At 68.9% G+C, this 21,785-nt stretch carries 18 protein-coding genes; 13 read left to right on the forward strand and 5 right to left on the reverse strand.

Annotated elements, in window-relative coordinates:
• Positions 1-37: 37 nt before the first annotated feature.
• Positions 38-1,930 carry a M61 family metallopeptidase gene (locus DCD74_RS09895; protein WP_112927158.1) on the reverse strand — a complete coding sequence of 631 codons (1,893 nt, stop codon included), beginning with the start codon at positions 1,928-1,930 and terminating at the stop codon, positions 38-40.
• Positions 1,931-2,041: 111 nt separating this feature from the next.
• Positions 2,042-2,590: a hypothetical protein gene (locus DCD74_RS09900; RefSeq protein WP_112927159.1), complete on the reverse strand. Its 549-nt coding sequence runs from the start codon at positions 2,588-2,590 to the stop codon at positions 2,042-2,044.
• 156 nt (positions 2,591-2,746) lie between these two features.
• Between DCD74_RS09900 and DCD74_RS09905 the strand changes: the two genes are divergently transcribed.
• The 11 genes from DCD74_RS09905 (at position 2,747) to DCD74_RS12860 (ending at position 16,184) form a co-directional block, all read left to right on the forward strand.
• Positions 2,747-3,037, forward strand: coding sequence for an I78 family peptidase inhibitor (locus DCD74_RS09905; RefSeq protein WP_112927160.1), 291 nt, complete (start codon positions 2,747-2,749; stop codon positions 3,035-3,037).
• A 61-nt stretch (positions 3,038-3,098) separates the two neighbouring features.
• Positions 3,099-4,490, forward strand: coding sequence for an oxygen-independent coproporphyrinogen III oxidase (gene hemN, locus DCD74_RS09910; RefSeq protein ID WP_112927161.1), 1,392 nt, complete (start codon positions 3,099-3,101; stop codon positions 4,488-4,490).
• A gap of 25 nt (positions 4,491-4,515) precedes the next feature.
• Positions 4,516-5,268, forward strand: a complete 753-nt coding sequence (locus tag DCD74_RS09915; RefSeq protein ID WP_112927162.1) for a helix-turn-helix domain-containing protein — start codon at positions 4,516-4,518, stop codon at positions 5,266-5,268.
• 92 nt (positions 5,269-5,360) lie between these two features.
• Positions 5,361-7,664 (forward strand): nitric-oxide reductase large subunit, encoded by a 2,304-nt coding sequence (locus tag DCD74_RS09920; RefSeq protein WP_112927163.1) that lies wholly within the window; start codon positions 5,361-5,363, stop codon positions 7,662-7,664.
• Between the two features lie 118 nt (positions 7,665-7,782).
• A complete protein-coding gene (locus tag DCD74_RS09925) occupies positions 7,783-8,193 on the forward strand; it encodes a DUF2946 family protein (protein ID WP_162615978.1) in 411 nt (136 codons plus the stop codon).
• Between the two features lie 57 nt (positions 8,194-8,250).
• A complete protein-coding gene (locus DCD74_RS09930; protein ID WP_112927165.1) occupies positions 8,251-10,320 on the forward strand; it encodes a TonB-dependent copper receptor in 2,070 nt (689 codons plus the stop codon).
• A 106-nt stretch (positions 10,321-10,426) separates the two neighbouring features.
• Entirely contained in the window at positions 10,427-11,665 is a 1,239-nt protein-coding gene (locus tag DCD74_RS09935; RefSeq protein WP_112927794.1) for an NnrS family protein, read from the forward strand.
• 57 nt (positions 11,666-11,722) lie between these two features.
• Complete coding sequence (locus DCD74_RS09940; protein ID WP_112927166.1) at positions 11,723-12,124, forward strand: SirB2 family protein; 402 nt, start codon at positions 11,723-11,725, stop codon at positions 12,122-12,124.
• Positions 12,125-12,128: 4 nt separating this feature from the next.
• Positions 12,129-14,054: a pyridoxal phosphate-dependent decarboxylase family protein gene (locus DCD74_RS09945; RefSeq protein WP_112927167.1), complete on the forward strand. Its 1,926-nt coding sequence runs from the start codon at positions 12,129-12,131 to the stop codon at positions 14,052-14,054.
• Positions 14,055-14,096: 42 nt separating this feature from the next.
• Positions 14,097-15,173 carry a PLP-dependent cysteine synthase family protein gene (locus DCD74_RS09950; protein ID WP_112927168.1) on the forward strand — a complete coding sequence of 359 codons (1,077 nt, stop codon included), beginning with the start codon at positions 14,097-14,099 and terminating at the stop codon, positions 15,171-15,173.
• 93 nt (positions 15,174-15,266) lie between these two features.
• On the forward strand, positions 15,267-16,184 hold the full coding sequence (locus tag DCD74_RS12860) for a hypothetical protein (RefSeq protein ID WP_112927169.1): 918 nt from the start codon (positions 15,267-15,269) through the stop codon (positions 16,182-16,184).
• An 83-nt stretch (positions 16,185-16,267) separates the two neighbouring features.
• On the opposite strand, the gene fabB is transcribed toward DCD74_RS12860, so the two are convergent.
• The 3 genes from fabB to DCD74_RS09970 all read right to left on the reverse strand — a co-directional run bounded on the left by fabB (position 16,268) and on the right by DCD74_RS09970 (position 19,306).
• Complete coding sequence (fabB, locus tag DCD74_RS09960) at positions 16,268-17,491, reverse strand: beta-ketoacyl-ACP synthase I (protein ID WP_112927170.1); 1,224 nt, start codon at positions 17,489-17,491, stop codon at positions 16,268-16,270.
• Positions 17,491-18,006 (reverse strand): 3-hydroxyacyl-[acyl-carrier-protein] dehydratase FabA, encoded by a 516-nt coding sequence (fabA, locus tag DCD74_RS09965; RefSeq protein WP_112927171.1) that lies wholly within the window; start codon positions 18,004-18,006, stop codon positions 17,491-17,493. Before fabA ends, fabB begins: the two co-directional genes overlap by 1 nt.
• A 94-nt stretch (positions 18,007-18,100) precedes the next feature.
• Positions 18,101-19,306: an alginate export family protein gene (locus tag DCD74_RS09970; RefSeq protein ID WP_112927172.1), complete on the reverse strand. Its 1,206-nt coding sequence runs from the start codon at positions 19,304-19,306 to the stop codon at positions 18,101-18,103.
• Positions 19,307-19,486: 180 nt separating this feature from the next.
• Here DCD74_RS09970 and nirK point away from each other — a divergent pair, with 180 nt between their 5' ends.
• On the forward strand, positions 19,487-21,001 hold the full coding sequence (gene nirK, locus DCD74_RS09975) for a copper-containing nitrite reductase (protein ID WP_112927173.1): 1,515 nt from the start codon (positions 19,487-19,489) through the stop codon (positions 20,999-21,001).
• A 12-nt stretch (positions 21,002-21,013) separates the two neighbouring features.
• On the forward strand, positions 21,014-21,766 hold the full coding sequence (locus DCD74_RS09980) for a formylglycine-generating enzyme family protein (RefSeq protein WP_237049590.1): 753 nt from the start codon (positions 21,014-21,016) through the stop codon (positions 21,764-21,766).
• Positions 21,767-21,785: the final 19 nt, after the last annotated feature.

A 21,785-nucleotide genomic window follows, 5' to 3' on the forward strand; every position in this document is an offset into this window, starting at 1 on the left:
GCAAATCCTTGAACGCCGCCGGTGATGGCGCGGTGAGTTATTTCCGGGCGCTGAAGATCGGCGTCAGGTAGTCGGGCGTGCCGGGGATGCGCTCCAGCACCGGGTAGCGCAGGCCGTCGTGGTAGTCGAGTTCGACCGTGCGATAGCGGTTGAAGTCCTTCACCAGCAGGCGGATCGGCGCCTGGCCGCCCTTGGCCGCCTTGACCGCATCCACCAGCACGTCGCTCTTGTATTCGGCGTCGTTGACCGCGACCACGGTCATGCCGGTGCCGATGCCGGCGTTGAACGCCGGGCTGTCCCAGCGGGTGTCGTTGACCTTGCCGTCCTTGCCCAGCGACAGGCCGAGCGAATAGGTGAAGTCGCCCTCGACGCGCTTGTCGGCCTTGGCGGCGGCGTTGGCTTCGTCCTTGTAGACGAGGCGCCAGCCGGTGGTTTCGATGCTCCCGGCGAACGGCACGCGGCCCTCGATGCGGTCGGACAGGTACGCCGCCCAGTCATGCGGATGCACGGCGTTGAGCGCGGCGACCACGTCGTCGAAGGTGTAGGGCGCGGGCGTTTCCCACTGGCCGTCATTGATGCCGAAGAAGGTCCGCGCGAAGTCGTCCAGCGACTTCTTCCCACCGGTCTCCTTGCGGATCAGCGCGTCGGCGCCGAGCCAGATCAGCTGGCCGGCGGAGTAGTAGTCCTCCGACAGCTGGTAGTTGCGGTAGGGCTTGGGCCGGCGCGCGGTGATGATCGGGTCGTTGGTGGTGTCCAGCACGTTGCGCCAGGCCAGGCCCGGGCGGTTGTCCTGGTAGGTGGCGACGACCATCGCCAGGGTGTCGCGCGAACGTTCCATCGGGCGCAGGCCGGAGCGCGCGGCCAGCACGTTGCCCCAGTACTGGGTCTGGCCTTCGTACACCCACAACAGCGAATCCTGCAGCGGCGTATTGAGGTTGGGCACGGCCTGGTCGGCCGGGCGGCGGTACTTGCCGTTCCAGCTGTGGGTCATCTCGTGCGGCAGCAGGTCGTCGCTGCCGTCCTTCGCGTTCCAGTCCCTGAAGTAGCCGAGCTCCTGCCCGTTCTCGCTGGAGCGCTGGTGCTCCAGCCCGTTGCCGGCCATCTGCTCCGACAGCGACAGCAGGAAGTCGTAGTGGTCGTAGTGCTCGCTGCCGAACAGCCTGAGCGCCTGCACCACCAGCGCCTTGTGCTGGGCGATATGGGCGTCCTTGGTCTCCAGGTATTTCGGGTCGTCCGCCACCACATTGAGCCGCACCGGGCGCTTGCCGGCAGGCGTCAGGTCGATCTGCCTGAAGTAGCGGCCGGCGTACACCGGCGAATCGGCCAGGATGTCGGCCGACACCGGCTGGTAGCGGACGGTGTTGTCGGCGCCCTTCGCGGCCACGTCGAGCGCGGTGCCGGCCTGCCAGCCCGCCGGGTACTTCACGCTCGGGTTGAAGGTGATGCGCGAGGCGGCGTGGCCGGCCGGGTACAGCATCACCGCGTTCCACTGCAGGTTGAGCATGGAAGGCGTCATCACCACCCGGCCCTGCGCGGAATCGGTCGGCGTCAGGTACTGGTAGTCGGCGGTGATGCTGGATACGCCGTCAGGAATGTCGAGGTGGAAGGCGTAGACATCGGCCGGGTCGCGCTTCCACGCCAGCGCGCGGCCGTTCGCCTTGAAGCCCAGGCCCGCCAGCTTGTCGATGGGCCCGCGCGGGGCGTGGTTGCCGGGCAGCCATTGCGGATACAGCAGGGTCAGCTTGCCGGGCGCGACCGGGATGGTCTGCTTGATGCGCATGATCCGCTGCGCGAGGTTGGTCGCATCCACCTCTACCGTGATCGCGCCGGGCGCGTAGGGCACGTCGCGCGGCTCAGGCACCTGCGCCTGCAACGCGCCGCTGATGGCGAGCGCCAGGACGGCGATGGCGGGGCGCAGGCGTGGCTTCATGGCGGTCTCCGGGTCAATCGCCCCATCCTACGGAGCCGGGGCGGCGTGGCCCCTGCCGAAAGGCATGGTCGATGCCGGCTGCGTCACGCATCGCGGGCGGGCGGGCCCGCGTCAGAGCGTGGAAACCACTTCGCCACTCATTTCATTGAGCAGGGCGTCGGCGGCCTGGCGCTGGTCGGCGTCGAAGGCGTGGACGACGACGGCGCTGCGGCCCTCGCCCATCGCCTCGTACACCTTCTGGATGTAGACGTCGTGGTCGGGCCGCAGGGTAACCAGGCCGCCGAGCATCAACCCGGCCACCGCGCCGAAGGCGGCCAGCACCGCGAGCGCGACCATCCCGTTGTTGACGATGAAGGGAATGCCGAGCGTCTTCAGCACGAACCAGGCGATGACGCCCACCCCCAGCCCGGCGATGCCGAGCTTGAGATGCGCCTGCAGCAGGGTGCGGAAGATGCCGTGGCTCTCGGGTTCCAGCTTGCGGCCGGGGCGGCGGTCGCGCGGGGTGACGACCTGCACCTGGGCGTCGGAGAGCGACAGCGTCTGGCGGACGCGGGCCGCGGCGTCGCGCGCGGCGGCCTCGTCGGGGAAGATCGCGGCCACCTTGCTGCCGGCGAATTCACCGATGACGCCATCCGGGGTGTCGTTGGGGGTATCGGACATGGCGGGATTCCTCGGGGGAAAGGAGGCCCCACCTTGGCCGAGCCGGGTTGCAGCGGCCGTGAAAGGCGGCCGTGGCTTCATCGCCATGGCCCGCGTTTACCTCACGGCCACGTCGACTCGCCGACACTCCGGGCTCCCCCACGGAAAGGACTTCCCATGCGCCCCATCACCCTGATCCTGCCGCTCGCCGCCAGCCTGGCCGTTTCCGCCTGCGCCGCCACCCCGCCGGTCGCCGGCGAGCCCACCGGCCGTTGCGATGTCGCCGCCGCTAAGGCCTTCATCGGCCAGAACGCCAGCCCCGCGGTGGTCGAGCAGGCGCGCAAGGCCGCCGGTGCCGAAGTCGTGCGCACGCTCGACAAGGACAGCGTCATCACCATGGAATACCGCGAAGGCCGGCTGAACCTGATCACCGACGGCGGCCGCATCATCAACGCCACCTGCAGCTGAGCCGGCACGGATTGACCGGGGTCAAGGTGGGCCCGGGCGCTCTCCGGCAACCTCCTTCCCCATGACCCCGACCGTGCCCATCGACGCCGACCTGCTGCGCCGCTACGACCGGCCCGGCCCGCGCTACACGTCCTATCCCACCGCGCCGCAGTTCGCCGCGGACTTTGGCGAGGCGGCGCTGCGCGAGACCATCGCCGCCAGCAACGGCGACCCGATCCCGCGCCGGCTCTCGCTGTACGTGCACGTGCCGTACTGCATGAGTCCGTGCTTCTACTGCGGCTGCAACCGCATCATCACCCGCGACAAGTCGCGCAGCGCGCCCTACATCGAGCGGCTCAAGCGCGAGATCGGCGCCGTCGCGCCGCTGTTCGACCGCGACCGCGAGGTGATCCAGCTGCACTTCGGCGGCGGCACGCCCAACTTCTTCAGCCCGGTGGAGCTGCGCGACATCGTCGACGAGATGCGCCGGCAGTTCCGCTTCTCCGACGCGCCCGACCGCGACATCTCCATCGAGCTCGACCCGCGCTTCGTCAACCCGGACGACATCGGCGAACTGGCGGCGATCGGCTTCAACCGCGCCAGTCTGGGCGTGCAGGACTTCGACCCTGCCGTGCAGGAGGCGGTCAACCGCATCCAGAGCGTCGAGGAAACTCGCGCGGTGGTCGATGCCTGCCGCACGCACGGCTTCCACTCGGTCAACATCGACCTGATCTACGGCCTGCCGAAGCAGACGCTGGAAGGTTTCGGCCGGACGCTCGACACCGTGCTCGACATCCGCCCGGACCGGCTCGCGGTCTACAGCTACGCGCACCTGCCGGAGCTGTTCAAGCCGCAGCGCCAGCTCAACGCCTACGACCTGCCTTCGGCGGAGACCAAGATCGCGCTGCTGCAGCTGGCCATCGCCAAGCTGTCGGCGGCCGGCTACGTCTACATCGGCATGGACCACTTCGCCCTGCCCGACGACGAACTCGCGCTGGCGCAGTCGCGCGGCGGCCTGCATCGCAACTTCATGGGCTACACCACGCATGCCGACAGCGACCTGATCGGCCTGGGCGTGTCGTCGATCAGCCACGTCGGCGAGACCTTCAGCCAGAACCCGCGCACGCTGCCGGAGTGGGAGATCGCGATCGACGAGGGCCGCCTGCCGGTCTGGCGCGGCATCGCCATGACCGACGACGACGTGCTGCGCGGCGAGGTGATCCAGCAGCTGATGTGCCAGGGCGTGATCGACAAGTCGCGCTACGAGCGCCGCTACGAGATCGATTTCGATGCCTATTTCGCCGATGCGCTGGAGCGCCTCGCGCCGCTGCAGGACGATGGTCTGGTGACGGTGAGGCCGGGCGTGATCCAGGTCACTTCGCGCGGACGCTACCTGCTGCGTATCATTGCGATGTGTTTCGATGCCTATCTCGCCGCCGCGCCCGCCCAGCCCCGCTTCTCGAAGGCGATCTGAGCCGACGCCGCCGGAAGCCGGCCGCATGACCCGCGCATTGAAGACGCCCCGCGCCAACGCGGGCATGGCCGATGACGGCGACGCGCTGCATTTCTGCAGCACCTGCGCGTTCTCCAGCGCCTGCCTGTCGCAGGGCTACGGCAAGTCGGACCTGCAGGACCTGCACGTGCTGGTCGAGCACATCGGCCCGTTCCCCGAAGGCACCCTGCTGTTCCGCGAGGGCGACCCGTTCAACGCCATCGCCGCGGTGCGCGCCGGCATGGTCAAGACCTATGTCATCGACACCCACGGCCGCGAGAAGGTGCTCGGCTTCTACCTGCCGGGCGAGGTGATCGGCCTCAACGCGATCCACGGCGAGCGTTATCCCTGCAACGCGGTCGCGCTCAACACCGTGATGCTGTGCAACTTCTCCTTCCCCAAGATGGCGATGCTGGCCACCCGCATGCCCGGCCTGCAGGCGCAGCTGTTCCGCCTGCTGTCGGCGGACATCGGCAAGGCCAACCTGCTGGCCGGCGACTTCAGCGCCGACGAGCGCATGGCCGCCTTCCTGGTCTCGCTGTCGCGCCGCTATGCCCAGCGCGGCTATTCGGCCCAGCGCTTCCAGCTGGCGATGGCCCGCACCGACATCGCCAACTACCTGGGCCTGGCGCCGGAAACGGTCAGCCGGGTGCTGCGCCGCCTGCAGGCCGATGGCGCCTTGAACGTGGACCGCCGCGAGTTCGAGATCCTCGACATGCCGCGCCTGCAGGACATGGCCCGCGACGTGCTGCGCGAGTGAGCCGGCCGGCAGGGCGGCGTGCTTGACCTGAGTCAGCGACACTCCCGCCCCCCGCGACGACGATGGCGGCACCCAAAGGAGGGTTCACCATCATGTCCACCACCAAGAAACTCTGGCTGGGGCTCGCATCGCTGCTGATCGCGAGCTTCGCCGTGATGCTGTGGCTGGGCGCGGACCTGCACCAGACCGCGCCTCCCATTCCCAAACGCGTCGTGGCCGCCAACGGCCAGGTGCTCTACACCCAGGCCGACATCGACAAGGGTCGCCAGGTCTGGCAGACCACCGGCGGCCAGCAGCTCGGTTCGATCTGGGGCCATGGCGCCCTGATCGCCCCCGACTGGTCGGCCGACTGGCTGCACCGCGAAGCGATGGCCCTGGCCGAACTTGACGCCCGCGCCGAGACCGCCGAACCCTACGCCTCGCTGGACGAAGCCGGCCAGGCGCGCATCAAAGCGCGCATCAAGCCGGAAATGCGCACCAACACCTACGACCCGGCCACCGGTGACATCACGGTGAGCAATGCGCGCGCCGAGGCGATCTCGCAGGTGGCGCAGCACTACATGAGCCTGTTCTCGAACGACCCGGCCACCGCCGAGCTGCGCGAGACCTACGCCATGAAGAACAACACGGTGCCGGACGCGGAACACCGCCGCGCGCTGACCGCGTTCTTCTTCTGGACCTCATGGGCGGCCAGCACCAACCGGTCGGTGGAGGACCCGCGCACCTACACCAACAACTGGCCGTACGAGCCGATGATCGGCAACCAGCCGACCGCCGGCACGTTCATGTGGTCGATGTTCTCGATCCTCTTCATGATCGGCGGCATCGCGCTGCTGGCCTGGCACTACGCCGCCTACCACGGCAAGGAAGCGCCGGTCACGCCGCCGGCGCAGGACCCGCTGAAGGGCCTGGTGATCACGCCGTCGATGAAGGCGACCGCCAAGTACTTCTGGGTCGTCATCGCGCTGTTCCTCTGCCAGATCCTGCTGGGCGCGACCACCGCGCACTACCAGGTGGAAGGCCAGGAAGCCTACGGCCTGCAGATCGCCGAATTCCTGCCCTACGCCCTGACCCGCAGCTGGCACACGCAGCTGGCGGTGCTGTGGATCGCCACCGCGTGGCTGGCCACCGGCCTCTACATCGGCCCGGCGATTTCCGGCCATGAGCCGAAGTTCCAGCGCCTCGGCGTCAACTTCCTGTTCGTCTGCCTGCTGATCATCGTGGTCGGCGCGTTCGCCGGCCAGTGGTTCGCGGTCATGCAGAAGATGGGCCTGGAGTACAACTTCTGGTTCGGCCACCAGGGCTGGGAATACGTCGACATCGGCCGCTTCTGGCAGGCCTTCCTGTTCGTCGGCCTGATGCTGTGGCTGACCCTGGTCGGCCGCGCGCTGTGGCCGGCACTCAAGCGTCGCGACGAGATGTCGTCCATCGTCGGCCTGCTGTTCCTGTCCACCATCGCGATCGGCCTGTTCTACGGCGCCGGCCTGATGTGGGGCGAGCACACGCACATCTCGATGGTCGAGTACTGGCGCTGGTGGGTCGTCCACCTGTGGGTGGAAGGCTTCTTCGAAGTGTTCGCCGTGGCCGTCATCAGCTTCCTGTTCGTGAAGCTGGGCCTGCTGCGCGGCAAGTCGGCGACCATCAACGTGCTGTTCGCCACCATCGTCTACATGGCGGGCGGCGTGCTGGGCATGTTCCACCACCTGTACTTCGCCGGCACCACCACGGCGGCGGTCGCGCTCGGCGCCAGCTTCTCGGCGCTCGAAGTGGTCCCGCTGGCGCTCATCGGCCTTGAAGCCTACGAGACCTGGAGCCACAGCCGCGCGGTGCCGTGGATGGCCCGCTACCGCTGGCCGATCATGTTCTTCCTGGCGGTGAGCTTCTGGAACCTGATCGGTGCCGGCCTGTTCGGCTTCCTGATCAACACCCCGATCGCGCTGTACTACATGCAGGGTCTCAACCTGACCGCGCTGCATGGCCACACCGCGCTGTTCGGCGTGTACGGCATGCTCGGCATCGGCCTGATGCTGTTCTGCCTGCGCGGCCTCAAGCCGAATGCGCTGTGGCACCCCGGCCTGCTCAAGTCGGCCTTCTGGTGCTTCAACATCGGCCTGCTGCTGATGGCGCTGATCACCCTGCTGCCGCTGGGCACGCTGCAGCTGCAGGCGGTGCTCGAACACGGCTACTGGTACGCCCGTTCCGCCGAGTTCATGGGCAAGCCGATCATCGACGTGCTGGTGTGGATGCGCATGCCGGGCGACCTGATCTTCAGCGTCGGCGCCGCGTTGCTGGCGTGGTTCGTCACCCGCCACTGGATCATGCCGAAGGCCGATCCGGCGCTGGACCAGACCACCCGCGAGGATGTCCGCCAGGCCATCAAGCAGGACGCGGTCTGAGCAGCTGACGTGCATCAAGTCCCCCGTGTCCGCACCGGCGGATAATGGAGGCCGGGACGCAGTGTCCCGGCCTCTTTTTTTGTCGATGCGGCTTCGGGTTTTCCATCGTGCTGTCCTGATGCTGGCGATGCTGGCGGCGATGCTGCTGGCGCTGCTGCCGACGCTCGGCCGGCTGGCGCAGGCCTCGACCGCCCCGCAGCCGACATCCATCACCCAACAGGCGCTCACCGCGCTGTGCACGATGGAAGGCCTGAAGCAGGTTGCGTTGCCGGTGCTCGCGGCGGCATCCACGCACGCGCACCTGCAACACGACGCCCCCGCACCGATGCCGCATCACCCGCAGGGCGATGCCGGCCAGGACTGCGATTACTGCCCGCTGCTGGCATCACTGGTCGCGCTGGCCGCGATCGCGCTCGGGCTGTGGCCGCACCCGGCCTCTTCACTTTCGTTGACTGCGCGCGCGCCGATCCGCGTCGCGCATCGCCACCCTTCCGGACTGGTTTCACGCGGGCCACCCGCCCGCGCCTGAGTTGAACCCCGCGCAGGCCACCGACGGCCGCGCCTTCCCCCTTTCCGGAGATTTTCCATGCAACGCATGTCCCATGCGGCCCGTCGCGTGCCGCTGTTCCTCGCCATTGCCTGCGCGCTGGCGCTGCCCGCGCACGCCCAGATCACCACATCCACCTCGCCCCGCCAGCTCGACCACGTGGTGGTCACCGGCCTGGCGCCGAGCGGCCCGCTCACCTTCGACACCGACCCGAAGAAGCCGCGCCAGCCGGTGCCCGCCAGCGACGGCGCCGACTACCTCAAGACCATTCCCGGCTTCGGCGCGCTGCGCAACGGCGGCACCAACGGCGACCCGGTGCTGCGCGGCATGCAGGGTTCGCGGCTCAACCTGCTGTCCAACGACGGCGTGATGCACGGCGGCTGCCCGGGCCGCATGGACAACGCCATGTCCTACGTCGCGCCCGAAACCTACGACCATCTTGAAGTCACCAAGGGCCCGCAGACCGTGCTGTGGGGGCCGGGTGCGTCCGCCGGCACCGTGCGCTTCGTGCGCAACGCGCCGGCCTTCACCGCCAACACGTTCGAAGGCAGCGCCAGCGTCACCGCCGGCAGCTTCGGGCGCCGCGACGGGGTGTTCGATGCGAGCTTCGGCACGCCGCAGGTCTATGGCCGCGTGTCCGGCAACCGGTCGCGCGCCGATGACTACCGCGATGGCGCCGGCCGCGTCGTGCCCTCGGCCTGGGACAAGTGGAGCGCCGATGCCGCCGTCGGCTGGACGCCGGACGCCGACACCGTGGTCGAACTCGGCGTCGGCCACGGCGATGGCGAAGCGCGCTACGCCGGGCGCGGCATGGACGGCAGCCGCTTCGAGCGCCGCAGCACGTCGCTGCGCGTCGAGCGGAAGTTCGAAGACGGTGTGCTGCGCGGCATCGATGCCCGCCTCTACCGCAACATCGCCAACCACGTGATGGACAACTACACGCTGCGCGAGCCCAACCCGGCCAGCATGATGCCGATGCCGATGGCCTCGAACGTGGCGCGCGACACCGCGGGCGGCCGCGTCGCCCTCAGCTTCGAGACGACGAAGTTCGAGTGGACCCTCGGCGCCGACACGCAACGCAGCACGCATCGCCAGCGCGGCGCGATGGGCCGTGGCGCCTTCGTCAACCAGCCCTGGCTGGAGGATGCGGCGATGCGCAATACCGGCGTGTTCGGCGAGCTCATCACCCACCTCGATGGGAAACAGCGGCTGGTCGCCGGCGCACGCTTCGATCGCGGCGAGGCCACCGACCAGCGCGTGCGCACCGGCAGCGGGATGATGGCCAGGCCCAACCCGACCTTCGGCGCGACGCGGCGCGAAAGCCTGCCCAGCGGCTTCATCCGCTACGAATACGCCGATCCGGCGACCGGTCTGAGCGCGTTCGCCGGCGTGGGCCACGCCGAGCGCATGCCCGATTTCTGGGAGATGTTCACCTCGGCGCAGGGCCCGATGGGCAGCCTCAACGCGTTCTCGGCCATCGCGCCGGAAAAGACCACCCAGCTCGATGCCGGCCTGCAGTGGCGCGGCAAGCGCACGCGCGCATGGACCACGGTGTACGCCGGGCGCGTCCACGACTACATCCTCTACACCTATGCCAGCGGCATGGGCGGGATGGGCACGCTGCGCGAGCAGAACATCGACGCCGACATCCGTGGTGGCGAACTGGGCGCGGGCTTCACCGCCAGCCCGCGCTGGACGCTGGGCGCGACGCTCAGCCAGGCCTGGGGCAGCAACCGCACGCAGCACCGCTGGCTGCCGCAGATGACCCCCGCCGAAGCGCGCCTGACCGCCGACTGGAAGGGTGAGCGCGCCAGCTTCGGCGTGCTGATGCGCGGGGTGGAGCGGCAGGCGCGGGTCGCGCCGGGCCAGGGCAACGTGGTCGGCCGTGACCTGGGCGAAAGCGCCGGCTTCGGCACGCTGTCGGTCAACGGCGGCTGGCGGCTGGGCGAGCGGATGACGCTGGCCGCCGGCATCGACAACCTGTTCGACCGCGACTACGCCGAGCACCTCAACCTGGGCGGCAGCGCGGACTTCGGCTATCCGGCCGATCCGGTGCGCATCCACGAGCCGGGCCGCAACCTGTGGGCCAAGCTGAGCATGACCTTCTGACCTGCGTAGCTTGATGGATGAAGGGGGATGCCGCCCCGGCGGCGGCATCCTGCCCGCGCTGACCTCGGTCAAGGCGGCCCTGCCGGGCTTGGCCGATGCTGCATCGATGGACACGTCCCCGACTCCGCCGCTCTCGCCCAGCCTGCTGGCGCGCGCGCCCCATCGCCTGCTGTTCTTCGTCGGCGCGGTCAACGTGCTGCTGGCCATGTTGTGGTGGGCCTGCTGGCTGATCGATGCGCGCTGGAACCTGGGCCACCTGCCGGCGTCCAGCATCGCGCCGGGCTGGGTGCATGCCATCGTCATGCAGTACCAGCTGCTGCCGCCTTTCATGTTCGGCTTCCTGCTGACCACCTTTCCCAAGTGGACCGGCCAGCCGGACCTCAAGCGCTGGCATTACCTGCCGGTCGGCATCGGCCTGCTCGGCGGGCAGGTGGCGGTGATCGCCGGGATGCTGCTGGGGCTGGATGCCTGGGTGCAGATGGGCCTGTTCATGGCGACCGCCGGCTGGGGCTACGGCATCGTGCAACTGCTGCGCGTGCTGCTGGCCGAACGCCGCGCCGGCAAGGGCCCGACCTGGCATGCATGGTCGTGCTTCGCGGCGCTGGCGCTGGGCTTCATCGGCCTGCTCTGCGTGCTCGCCTTCCTGCACAGCGGCAACGCGCTGTGGATGTTCGCGGCGATCAAGATCGGCACCTTCGGCCTGCTGCTGCCGGTGTACTTCACGGTCGCGCATCGCATGTTCCCGTTCTTTGCCGGCAACGTGGTCGCGGGCTACAGGCCGTGGCGCCCGTTCTGGGTGCTGGGCGCGATGTGGCCGCTGCTGCTCGCGCACCTGGTGCTGGAACTCTTCCACGCCTATCCGCTGCTGTGGCTGGTGGACATGCCGCTGCTCGCGCTGACCGGGTTCGTGCTCTACCGCTGGTGGCCGCGGGGCAACGCGCCGGGCCTGCTGTGGGTGCTGTTCATCGGCTTCGCGTGGCTGCCGCTGGCGTTCACGCTGTATTCGATGCAGAGCCTGCTGTACGCCGCGACCGGCGAGTTCATGTTCGGCCGCGGACCGGCGCATGCGCTGTTCATCGGCTTCTTCGGCTCGCTGCTGGTGGCGATGGTGACGCGGGTGACCCAGGGCCATTCCGGCCGACCGCTGGCGATGCCGAAGTCCGGCTGGTTCGCCTTCGCCGTGCTGCAGCTGGTCGCGGTGCTGCGCGTGCTCTCCGAAATGCTGCCCGACCCCGGCTTCTGGCACGCGGTCGCGGCGGTCGGCTGGCTGCTCGCGTTCCTGCCGTGGGTGCTGCGTTCGGCCGGCATCTACCTGCGCCCGCGCATCGACGGCCGCCCCGGCTGACCACGCCCGTTCGACAATGATCAGGCCGGACATGCCGGCCCCTGGAAGACTGTCCCCATGATCGAGTTCTACCCGCAGATCAAGATGCTCCACATCGCCCTGGTGCTGCTGTCCGGTGCGCTGTTCGCGCTGCGTGGCGGCGCCGCGCTGCTCGGCATGCGCTGGCCGCGCCACGTCGCCGTGCGCTACACCAGCTACACCATCGACACCTTCCTGCTGACCTCGGCGGCGATGCTCGCCACCATCCTGCCACGCGCGCTGTTCGCCAACGGCTGGCTCACGGTCAAGCTGCTGCTGGTCGTCGCCTACATCGTGCTGGGGGTGATGGCGATGCGGGCTTCGTTGTCGCGCGGCGCCCGCGTGGCGTTCTACATCGCCGCGCTCGCCGTGTTCGCCTTCATCCTCGGCATCGCGCGCCTGCACAGCCCGTGGGGCTGGCTCGCCCCCTACCTGGCTTGATCCCATGACCGGACTGCGCACCGCGGGGGGGATGCTCGATGCCTGCTTCCTCGGCCCCTACGGCGAGAACGACGCCCTGCTGGAAAAACTCGTCGTCGAGTTCCTGCGCGACCACGTTTACTGGCGCCGCAACTTCCACCCCGAAGACCCGCCGGCGATCCCCACCGACGCCGCCTTCGATCCCGGCTACCGCGCCTTCGAAGCCCGCCTGCGCCGCGAGCTGCACGCGCTCTCCGCGCAGCTCAAGAAATCGGTGCCGTTCCACAGCCCGCGCTACATCGGCCACATGGCCAGCGACCTGCTGCTGCCGGGCATCGCCGCGCAGATCCTCACCCTGCCCTACAACCCCAACAACGTCAGCGAGGACGCCGCGCCGGTCACCGTGGACATGGAGGTCGAAGTGGGCCTGCAATTGGCGCGGATGGTGGGCTATCCGCACGATCCCGATGTCGATGTCTGCGCGTTCGGCCACCTCACCTCCGGCGGCACGCTCGCCAACTACCAGGCATTGCGCATGGCGCTGGCGTTGAAGGCGTTTCCGGTCGCCCTGCGCGCCGCCGGCGTGCCGGAGATCGGCGTGCCCGACGACGATTGGGCGGCGTTCAACCTCGGGTCTGCTGCCGGTACCGAACTCGTCGCCAAGTGGAAGAAATGGCTGGCCGCCTTGCCGCCGCGCGAACACCGCGCGTGGAAGGCCAAGGTCGAAGCCGAACGCATCGAGCGCCGCGGCCTGGTCGATTTCTTCGCCACCCACGCACAACTCAAATCGCCGTGGGTGCTGGCGCCGATCACCGCGCATTACTCGTGGTCGAAGGGCATGAAGCTGCTCGGCCTGGGCCGTGCGCAACTCAAGCTGATGCCCGAGCGCGACATGCGCCTCGACATCGACGCCCTGCGCGACACCCTGGCCACCTGCGCGCGTGACCACCAGCCGGTGCTGATGGCCGTGGGCGTGTTCGGAACCACCGAATACGGCACGGTCGATCCGATCGACGGCCTGGTCGATGCACGCGATGCCGCGCTCGCCGACGGCCTGGGTTTCAGCGTGCATGTCGATGCGGCCTGGGGCGGCTACCTCGCCACCGTGTTCCGCAACGAAGACGGCAGCCTGCGCACGCGCGACGAAGTGGCCGCCGGCTTCAGCCACTTCCCGCGCCCGGAAGTGCATGCGGCGGTCGCCGCGCTCGGCCGCACCGATTCCATCACCATCGACCCGCACAAGCTCGGCTACCTGCCCTACGGCGCCGGCGCGTTCCTGTGCCGCGACCACCGCGCCATGCCGCTGCTCGCCGAATCCGCCGACTACGTCTTCCACGACCACGCGCTGCGCGGCTACCGCGCGCGCTACCGCAACCTCGGCCAGTTCATTCCCGAAGGCTCCAAGCCCGGCGCGAACGTCGCCGCGGTCTACGTCACCCACAAGGTGCTGCCGCTCGACCACGGCAACTTCGGGCAGCTGCCGGCGCAGACCGTGCAGTCGGCGGAAGCCTTCCACGCCGCCGCGCTGGCCTTCGCCGAACGCGTGCGCGAACGCGCCACCGTCATCGTGCCGTTCCCGCCCGACAGCAACCTGGTCTGCGTGGCGTTCAACCCGGCCGGCAACCGCGACATCGCCGGCGCCAACGCCTTCGCGCGCCGCCTGCACGACGAACTGCGGGTGGACCCGGGCACGCCGCTGCAGGACCGCAGCTTCTTCGGTTCGGTGACGATGCTGCGCCCGGAAGCGCTCGGCGAGGCCGGCATGCGCCGCATCCTCGACGCGCTCGGGCTGGAGGACGGCCCCGACGAGGACGGCGAACACCACCTGGTCATCCTCCGCCACACGCTGATGAACCCGTGGCTGATCGACCACCACAACGGCATCAGCTACATCGACCTGTACTTCCGCCACCTCGAACAACGCATCGCGGCGCTGCTGCCCGCGCGATGACGCGATAATGGCCGGCGATCACGCCACGGAGCCACGCCGGCCATGAACGCCACCGACGAACGCAGCTGGGTCGCCTCGGCCATCGCCGTACTGCAACGCGAGTCCGCGCGCTCGGCCGACACCCACCTGCTGCACATGGCGTTCCCGGGTTTCCCCGGCATCGACTTCTATTTCAAGGACGAGGCTGCGCACCCGACCGGCAGCCTCAAGCATCGCCTCGCGCGTTCGCTGTTCCTCTACGCGCTGTGCAACGGGCGGCTGAAACCGGGGCAGGCGGTGGTCGATGCGTCTTCGGGCAGCACCGCGATTTCCGAAGCCTGGTTCGCGCGCCTGCTGGGCCTGCCGTTCACCGCGGTGATGCCGGACTGCACCTCGCCCGGCAAGATCGCCGCGATCCGCTCGCTCGACGGCCATTACGACCTCACCCCGCCCGGCAAATGCACGCAGGAACGCGCACGCGAAATCGCCGCCGACGGCGCCTGCTTCCTCGACCAGTTCGGCCTGGCCGAACGCGCCACCGACTGGCGCGGCAACAACAACATCGCCGAATCCATCATCGGCCAGCTGGAGTGCGAGCCGCATCCGGCGCCGGCGTGGATCGTCTGCGGCGTGGGCACCGGCGGCACCTCGGCCACCCTCGGCCGCTACCTGCGCTATCGCGGTCTGCCCACCCGGCTCTGCGTGGCCGAGCCGACCGGCATGGCCTACGCGCGGGCGTGGCCCACGCATGACCGCGCGGTGCACGTGGAATGCAGCAGCCTGATCGAAGGCATCGGCCGGCAGAACGTGGAGCCGAGCTTCCAGTTCGGCGTGGTCGATGACGTGATCGAAGTGCCGGATGCCGCCTCCATCGCCGCGATGCTGCTGCTGGAGGAGCGACTCGGCTTCCGATACGGCGGCTCGTCGGGCACCAACCTGGTCGCCTGCCTGCAGCTGGCACAGCGGATGCGCGAGGAAGGCCGCAGCGGCAGCATCGTCACCCTGCTCTGCGATCGCGGCGCGCGTTATCGCGAAACGCTCTATGACGAGGCGTGGCGTGCGGCGAAGGGGGTCGATGTCGAACGCTGGCTGCCGGCGCTGCGTGACGCGCTTGATTCCGGCGAATTGCGCGCCGCCTGAGCCGCGATCCTGACGCGGCGTTCAGCTGCAGACATCGCGCTGAAGCCGATGCGGTTACGGTGGAGTCGTACACACGACGCCAAGGAGGACCGCATGCCCGTCACCATCACCAAGGCCCGCGCCGCGAAGCTGCTCAATGTCGCGGAAATGAAGTTGTACGAAGAGAGCCGCGTGCACACGCTGCGTGCGCTGTCGGCCAGCCAGATCGACCGCCGCGTCATCCGCATGCGCGACCTGCGCGACCGCGCGCGTGACCTCCTGCAGCGCCAGCGCGTGGCGATGCGCGAGCGCACCGGCAGCAAGCGCGGCGAAAGCGGCGAGGCCGTGCAGCAGCGCAGCAAGGACAAGATCGAGCTGCTGTCGGACATGTTGAAGCGCTTCGAGGGCCAGCTGAAGATCGCACGCAAGGCCGAGGCCGCCGGCCAGCCGCCGAAGAACGCGCCCAAGCGCCACGCCACCCGCAAGGCGGCGAAAACGCGCGGTACCGCGCCCGGCAAGGACTTCACCGCCGCGCGCATGCGCAGCCGCCGCAAGGACGCCGACGAAGCCGCCGACACCATGCGCGCGCGCAAGAATCCGGCGACGGACGCGTCGGCCGAGGACCTGCCGCTTGCACGCGGCAGCGCGAAGAAGAAGGTCGCGAAGAAAAAGACCGCAGCGAAAAAAGCCGCGGCCAAGAAGGCGGTCACGAAGAAAGCCTTGGCGAAAAAATCCGCGGCAAAGAAAGCACCGGCCAAGAAGACCGCTGTCGCCAAGTCCGCTGTCCCGCCCTTCGCGCCGCAGCCGCCGGCCAGCCCGCTGCCCGGCGGCGACACCGGCGGCAAACGCACCGCCAACCTGAAGGCGCTCAACGAATCCGGCGGCGGCCGGCTGCATGTCGGCTACGCCAACGTGCGCGCGCAGAACATTGCGCTGGAGCAGAAGCTGGAAGCCGGCCGCAAGACGCCGATCCAGGGCCATGTCTCATCGCGTGGCCGACGCAACCAGGGCAAGCGCGACGGCCGCGGCTGAGCCCGCGCTTCCTTCGACCCACAAAAAAGCGCCCTTCCGGGCGCTTTTTCTTCATGCCGATGTCGATGCCGATGCGGCGGCGCTCAGTCCATCCGCCCGAACACCAGCGTCGCGTTGGTGCCGCCGAAGCCGAAGCTGTTCGACATCACCGTATCGAGCTGCGCCTCGCGGGTTTCGCGCAGGATCGGGAAGCCTTCGCAGCGTTCGTCGAGCGCATCGATGTGGTGCGAGGCGGCCATGAAACCGTCGCGCATCATCAGCAGGCAGTAGATCGCCTCGTGCACGCTGGCCGCGCCCAGCGAATGGCCGCTCAGCGCCTTGGTCGACGACAGCGGCGGCACCGCGTCGCCGAACGCCTCGCGCACGGCGGCGAGTTCGGTGACATCGCCCAGCGGCGTCGAGGTGCCATGGGTGTTGAGGTAGTCGATGCGGCGGTCGAGGCCGGCCATCGACATCGTCATGCAGCGCACCGCGCCCTCGCCGCTCGGCGCGACCATGTCGGCACCGTCGCTGGTGACGCCATAGCCGAGCAGTTCGGCATGGATGCGTGCGCCGCGCGCCTTCGCGTGTACGTAGTCCTCCAGCACCAGCATGCCGCCGCCGGAACCGATGACGAAGCCGTCGCGCGCCGCGTCGTACGGCCGCGAGGCGACGGCGGGGGTCTCGTTGAAATGCGTGGACAGCGCGCCCATCGCGTCGAACTGGCAGGTCATGCCCCAGTGCAGTTCCTCGCCGCCACCGGCGAAGACGATGTCCTGCGCGCCGTGGCGGATCAGGTCCGCCGCCGCGCCGATGCAGTGCGCCGAGGTCGCGCAGGCCGCCGACAGCGAATAGCTTACGCCCTTGATCGCGAACGCGGTGGCCAGCGCCGCCGACACCGTGCTGCACATCGTGCGCGGGACCATGTACGGGCCGACCTTGCGCACGCCTTTCTCGCGCATCAGATCACCGGTGGCGATCTGCCATTCCGGCGAGCCGCCACCGGAGCCGGCGATCACGCCGACGCGCGGCTGGCTGATCGAAGCGGCATCGAGCCCCGCATCGACCATGGCCTGCTGCATGGCGACGTGCGCGTAGGCCGCGGCATCGCCCTCGAAGCGCTTCTGCTTGCGGTCGATCAGCGCGTCCAGGTCGATGTCGCAGACGCCGGCCACTTGCGAACGCAGGCCCATCTCCGCGTATTCGGGCACGAAGCGGATGCCGCTGCGGCCCGCGCGCAGGGAAGCCGACACCGCATCGGCATCATTGCCCAGCGGCGAGACGATGCCGAGGCCGGTGACCACGACGCGGCGTTGCGCGGCACTCATCAGAAATCCTCCGTGGACTGGAACAGGCCGACGCGCAGGTCCTTGGCCACGTAGATCTCGCGCCCATCGACCAGGGTGCGGCCGTCGGCGATCACCAGGCGCAGCTTGCCGCGCAGCACGCGGCGGATGTCGATCTCGTACTGCACGACTTTCGCGCTCGGCAGCACCTGGCCGGTGAACTTGACCTCGCCCACGCCCAGCGCGCGGCCACGGCCGGGTTCGCCCAGCCACGGCAGGTAGAAACCGGCGAGCTGCCACATCGCGTCCACGCCCAGGCAGCCCGGCATCACCGGGTCGCCGACGAAATGGCAGCCGAAGAACCAGAGGTCGGGGCTGATGTCGAGTTCGGCACGGATCACGCCCTTGCCGTTGGCGCCGCCGGTCTCGCTGATCTCGGTGATGCGGTCGAACATCAGCATCGGCGGCGCGGGCAGTTTCGCGTTGCCGGGGCCGAAGAGTTCGCCGCGGGCGCAGGCCAGCAGCGCTTCACGGTCGAAGGCGTGGGGTCGTGTCATCGGACCAATCGGGTTCGGGTGACCCGCGAGTGTAGGCAGTGCGGCCCGCAATGCGCGTCGGTATGGACGCGCATGCGTTCAGGCTGCCGGGTTTTCACGGCTTGGCGCTGCCCTTCCATTCCATCTGCAGCCACCATTTGCGGGCATCGCTGCCCAGGCCGTCGGCGCGGTAGTCGGCCACCTTCGCCATCAGGGTGGTGCCCTTGGCGATGGGCCAGCTGAGCGAGGCGTCCAGCTCGTTGCCGTAGCGCCCGCTGCCGGCGTCGGGCCGGTAGTCGTGCCAAGCCATCTGCAGCATCGGCTTGCCGCCATGGCGCTCGTCGGCCACCGCGGCACCCAGCGCGAGATAGCGGTCGTCGAGCCCGCGGGCCGGGGTGGTGGTGAATTTGTCGGCCCAGCCGTTGAAGGCGTGTAGCGTGGCGAGCGGCGTCTGCAGGGCGTGGCGGCCATCGCCCCCCAGGTGCTCCCAACCGGCCTTGGCCTGCCAGCGACCCATCTGCAGGCCCGGTTCCAGCAGCCAGTAATCGTGTTCGAAATGCAGCGGGTTGTTGCCGTGGTCGCGCTGACGGGCGGCTTCGGCGGTCCAGCCGAACTTCGCGCCGGCCACCGGCAGCGCGCCGGTCCAGCGCAGGCCGTGGGTGGCGCTGGAGGCGGCGGCGACATCGCGGTCCTCATGCAGATAGGCGTAGGCGGTGAGCTGCTGCTTCGCGCCCTTGTATTGCGCATGGATCAGATGGGTGTCGAGGCGGCGCTCGCGGGCGAGCGGGTCGAGCGCCTCGTCGCCGTTGACGCGGTGCGCCTTGCCCAGCCACGCGTACTGCAGCGCCCACTGCTGTGAGGGCGCGTACTGCAGGTCGATGGCATCGAAGGTCTGCTCGTTCTGGCGCCAGCCGGAGTTGCCGATGAAGCGCTGGTTGTCGATGAGCAGGCGTTGCCGCCCGAAGGTGGTGTTGAAGCCGTGGCCGCTCCACTTCAGCCAGGCCTGGTTGAGCTCGGCGCCGCGCGGATCGACGACCTGCGGATAGGCGGTGCGGCCGTTCGCGCCGCTGTTGTAATGCTGGTTGCCGATGATGCCTTCGCCTTCGACCAGGCCCTGCCAGCCATGGCCCACCCCGGCACGCAGGCCGGCGCGGGCGCGCAGGGTGTTGGCCTCGGCGTCGCGCGCGAAGGCGGCGTCATCCACCTGTTCGTGGCGCAGGCGCAGGTCCCACTCCAGGGTCAGGTCGGCGGCATGGGCGGCCGGGGCCAGCCCGGCAAGGATGGACAGGCAGATCAGGGTTCTGGAAACGCGGAGGTTCATGGCGGTGCGCCTTGGAAAGTTGCGCGCAGCGTGTGCCTCGCGCGACCGCTCCGCCTTGACCTGCGTCATCGGGAAATACCCGACATCCGCAAAGGTATTTCACTTGACCTGAGTCAGCGCTTTCGTCCACGCTCGGGCGCACCCTGCACCCAGCCAGAAGCCAACCACGGGGAACCCCTGATGAATCGCAAAGCCCTCGCCCTGTTCATCGCCGCCGCCTTGGCGGTGACGGGCTGCAAGCAGAACAACGATGCCGCGCCCGCGGCCGCCGACAACGGCAAGACGGGCTCGGCTGCCGGTGACTTCGGTCCGCCGCAGGGCGAGCCGGTCAAGGCGGTGCTCACCGCGCCGCCGCTGGTACCGCCCGCGACCGGCCGCACCGCACCGGCCAAGGTGATCGTCGAGCTCGACGTCATCGAAAAGGAAATGGAGATCTCCGAAGGCGTCACCTACACCTTCTGGACCTTCGGTGGCACGGTGCCGGGCAGCTTCATCCGCGTGCGCCAGGGCGACACGGTGGAATTCCACCTGCGCAACATGCCCGACAGCAAGATGCCCCACAACATCGACCTGCACGGCGTGACCGGCCCGGGCGGCGGCGCCGCGTCCAGCTTCACCGCGCCGGGCCATGCCTCGCAGTTCTCGTTCAAGGCGCTCAACGCCGGCCTCTACGTCTACCACTGCGCCACCGCGCCGGTCGGCATGCACATCGCCAACGGCATGTACGGCCTGATCCTGGTCGAGCCGCCGGAAGGGCTGCCTAAGGTGGACAAGGAGTACTACGTGATGCAGGGCGACTTCTACACGGTCGGCAAGTATCGCGAGAAGGGCCACCAGGCCTTCGACATGGAAAAGGCCATCGAGGAGCATCCGACCTACGTGCTGTTCAACGGCATGGAAGGCTCGATGACCAACGAGAAGGCGCTCACCACCAAGGTCGGCGAGACCGTGCGCCTGTACGTGGGCAACGGTGGTCCCAACCTGGTGTCGAGCTTCCACGTGATCGGCGAGATCTTCGACAAGGTCTGGTACGAAGGCGGCAAGCACTATCAGGAAAACGTGCAGACCACGCTGATCCCGGCCGGTGGCGCCGCGATGATGGACTTCCACATGGATGTCCCGGGCAGCTACGTGCTGGTTGACCACTCGATCTTCCGTGCCTTCAACAAGGGCGCGCTGGCGATCCTCAAGGCCGATGGCGCGGAGAACAAGTCGATCTACTCCGGCAAGGAAGTGGACGAGGTCTATCTGGGCGACAAGGCCGCGGGCGTGCAGTCGGGCGCCGTGGCCGCCGCCACCAAGACCGCCGCGTCGAGCGCTTCGGGACTTTCCACCAAGGAAGAGCGGATCGCCGCCGGCAAGACGCTGTTCAACGGCACCTGCTCGACCTGCCACGGCCAGAACGGCGACGGCATGGCCGGCGTGTTCCCGCCGCTGGCCAATTCGGACTACATCAAGGCCAGCCCGGGCCGCGTGCCGGAAATCATCCTGCACGGCCTGCAGGGCCCGGTGAAGGTGAATGGCAAGGACTACAACTCGATCATGCCGCCGATGTCGCAGCTGACCGATGACGAAGTCGCCGCGCTGTCCACCTACGTGCTCAACAGCTGGGGCAACCCGGGGGGCGACGTGACCAAGGCCGATGCCGCCAAGGCCCGTGCCGCCAAGCCGGCGAACGCGTCGGAAGGCCACTGATCGATGCGCCGGATGGCCGCCCTGTCGCTGCTCGTGCTCCCCGCGCTGGCGATCGCCGCCAGCGTCGGGGGCTACGTGAAGCTGCCGGGCGGCAACTTCCGTTCCGCCCTCAAGTACGAGGACCGCAACCTGGTCCGCGTCGCCCCGTTCCGGCTGATGGAAGTGCCGGTGAGCAACGCGGACTTCCTCGCCTTCGTCAGGAAGAATCCCAAGTGGCAGCGCGGCAAGGCCGCCACCGTCTTCGCCGAAAAGCGCTACCTGCAGCACTGGGCCGGCCCGCTCACGCTGGGTGCGAAGGCGCAGCCCAACCAGCCGGTGGTCAACGTCAGCTGGTTCGCCGCCGATGCCTACTGCAAGGCGCAGGGCGCGCGGCTGCCGACCTGGAGCGAGTGGGAATACGCGGCCGCCGCCGACGAAACCCGCACCGACGCCCGCAAGGACCCGGTCTGGCGCGAGCGCATCCTCGGCTGGTATTCGCGTCCATCCAAGGCGACCCTGCCGCGGGTCGGCCTGCAGTCCGCCAATGCCTACGGCGTGCGCGACCTGCACGGCCTGGTCTGGGAATGGACCGGCGATGCCGCCTCCCTGCTGGTCGATGTCGACAACCGCAAGCAGGGCGATGCCGACAAGGCCAAGTTCTGCGGTGCCGGTGCGCTGTCGATGAACGACCGCGACAATTACGCGGTACTGATGCGCGTGGCGATGCTGTCCTCGCTCGAGGCCAACGACGTCACCGCCAACATGGGCTTCCGCTGCGCCAAGTGACGCGCCGGGCCCCGGAGAT

Source organism: Lysobacter oculi, from assembly GCF_003293695.1.
In the GTDB taxonomy this organism is placed as follows: Bacteria; Pseudomonadota; Gammaproteobacteria; order Xanthomonadales; family Xanthomonadaceae; genus Solilutibacter; species Solilutibacter oculi.

Coding starts and splice junctions, on each gene's coding strand:
- DCD74_RS09925 (WP_162615978.1), top strand. CDS start 7,783: ATGCTGGCGATGCTGGCGGCGATGCTGCTGGCGCTGCTGCCGACGCTC.
- fabB (WP_112927170.1), bottom strand. CDS start 17,491: ATGAGTGCCGCGCAACGCCGCGTCGTGGTCACCGGCCTCGGCATCGTC.
- DCD74_RS09945 (WP_112927167.1), top strand. CDS start 12,129: ATGACCGGACTGCGCACCGCGGGGGGGATGCTCGATGCCTGCTTCCTC.
- DCD74_RS09920 (WP_112927163.1), top strand. CDS start 5,361: ATGTCCACCACCAAGAAACTCTGGCTGGGGCTCGCATCGCTGCTGATC.
- DCD74_RS09950 (WP_112927168.1), top strand. CDS start 14,097: ATGAACGCCACCGACGAACGCAGCTGGGTCGCCTCGGCCATCGCCGTA.
- DCD74_RS09915 (WP_112927162.1), top strand. CDS start 4,516: ATGACCCGCGCATTGAAGACGCCCCGCGCCAACGCGGGCATGGCCGAT.
- DCD74_RS09935 (WP_112927794.1), top strand. CDS start 10,427: ATGGACACGTCCCCGACTCCGCCGCTCTCGCCCAGCCTGCTGGCGCGC.
- fabA (WP_112927171.1), bottom strand. CDS start 18,006: ATGACACGACCCCACGCCTTCGACCGTGAAGCGCTGCTGGCCTGCGCC.
- DCD74_RS09905 (WP_112927160.1), top strand. CDS start 2,747: ATGCGCCCCATCACCCTGATCCTGCCGCTCGCCGCCAGCCTGGCCGTT.
- nirK (WP_112927173.1), top strand. CDS start 19,487: ATGAATCGCAAAGCCCTCGCCCTGTTCATCGCCGCCGCCTTGGCGGTG.
- DCD74_RS09900 (WP_112927159.1), bottom strand. CDS start 2,590: ATGTCCGATACCCCCAACGACACCCCGGATGGCGTCATCGGTGAATTC.
- DCD74_RS09895 (WP_112927158.1), bottom strand. CDS start 1,930: ATGAAGCCACGCCTGCGCCCCGCCATCGCCGTCCTGGCGCTCGCCATC.
- DCD74_RS09970 (WP_112927172.1), bottom strand. CDS start 19,306: ATGAACCTCCGCGTTTCCAGAACCCTGATCTGCCTGTCCATCCTTGCC.
- DCD74_RS09930 (WP_112927165.1), top strand. CDS start 8,251: ATGCAACGCATGTCCCATGCGGCCCGTCGCGTGCCGCTGTTCCTCGCC.
- DCD74_RS09980 (WP_237049590.1), top strand. CDS start 21,014: ATGGCCGCCCTGTCGCTGCTCGTGCTCCCCGCGCTGGCGATCGCCGCC.
- DCD74_RS09940 (WP_112927166.1), top strand. CDS start 11,723: ATGATCGAGTTCTACCCGCAGATCAAGATGCTCCACATCGCCCTGGTG.
- hemN (WP_112927161.1), top strand. CDS start 3,099: ATGACCCCGACCGTGCCCATCGACGCCGACCTGCTGCGCCGCTACGAC.
- DCD74_RS12860 (WP_112927169.1), top strand. CDS start 15,267: ATGCCCGTCACCATCACCAAGGCCCGCGCCGCGAAGCTGCTCAATGTC.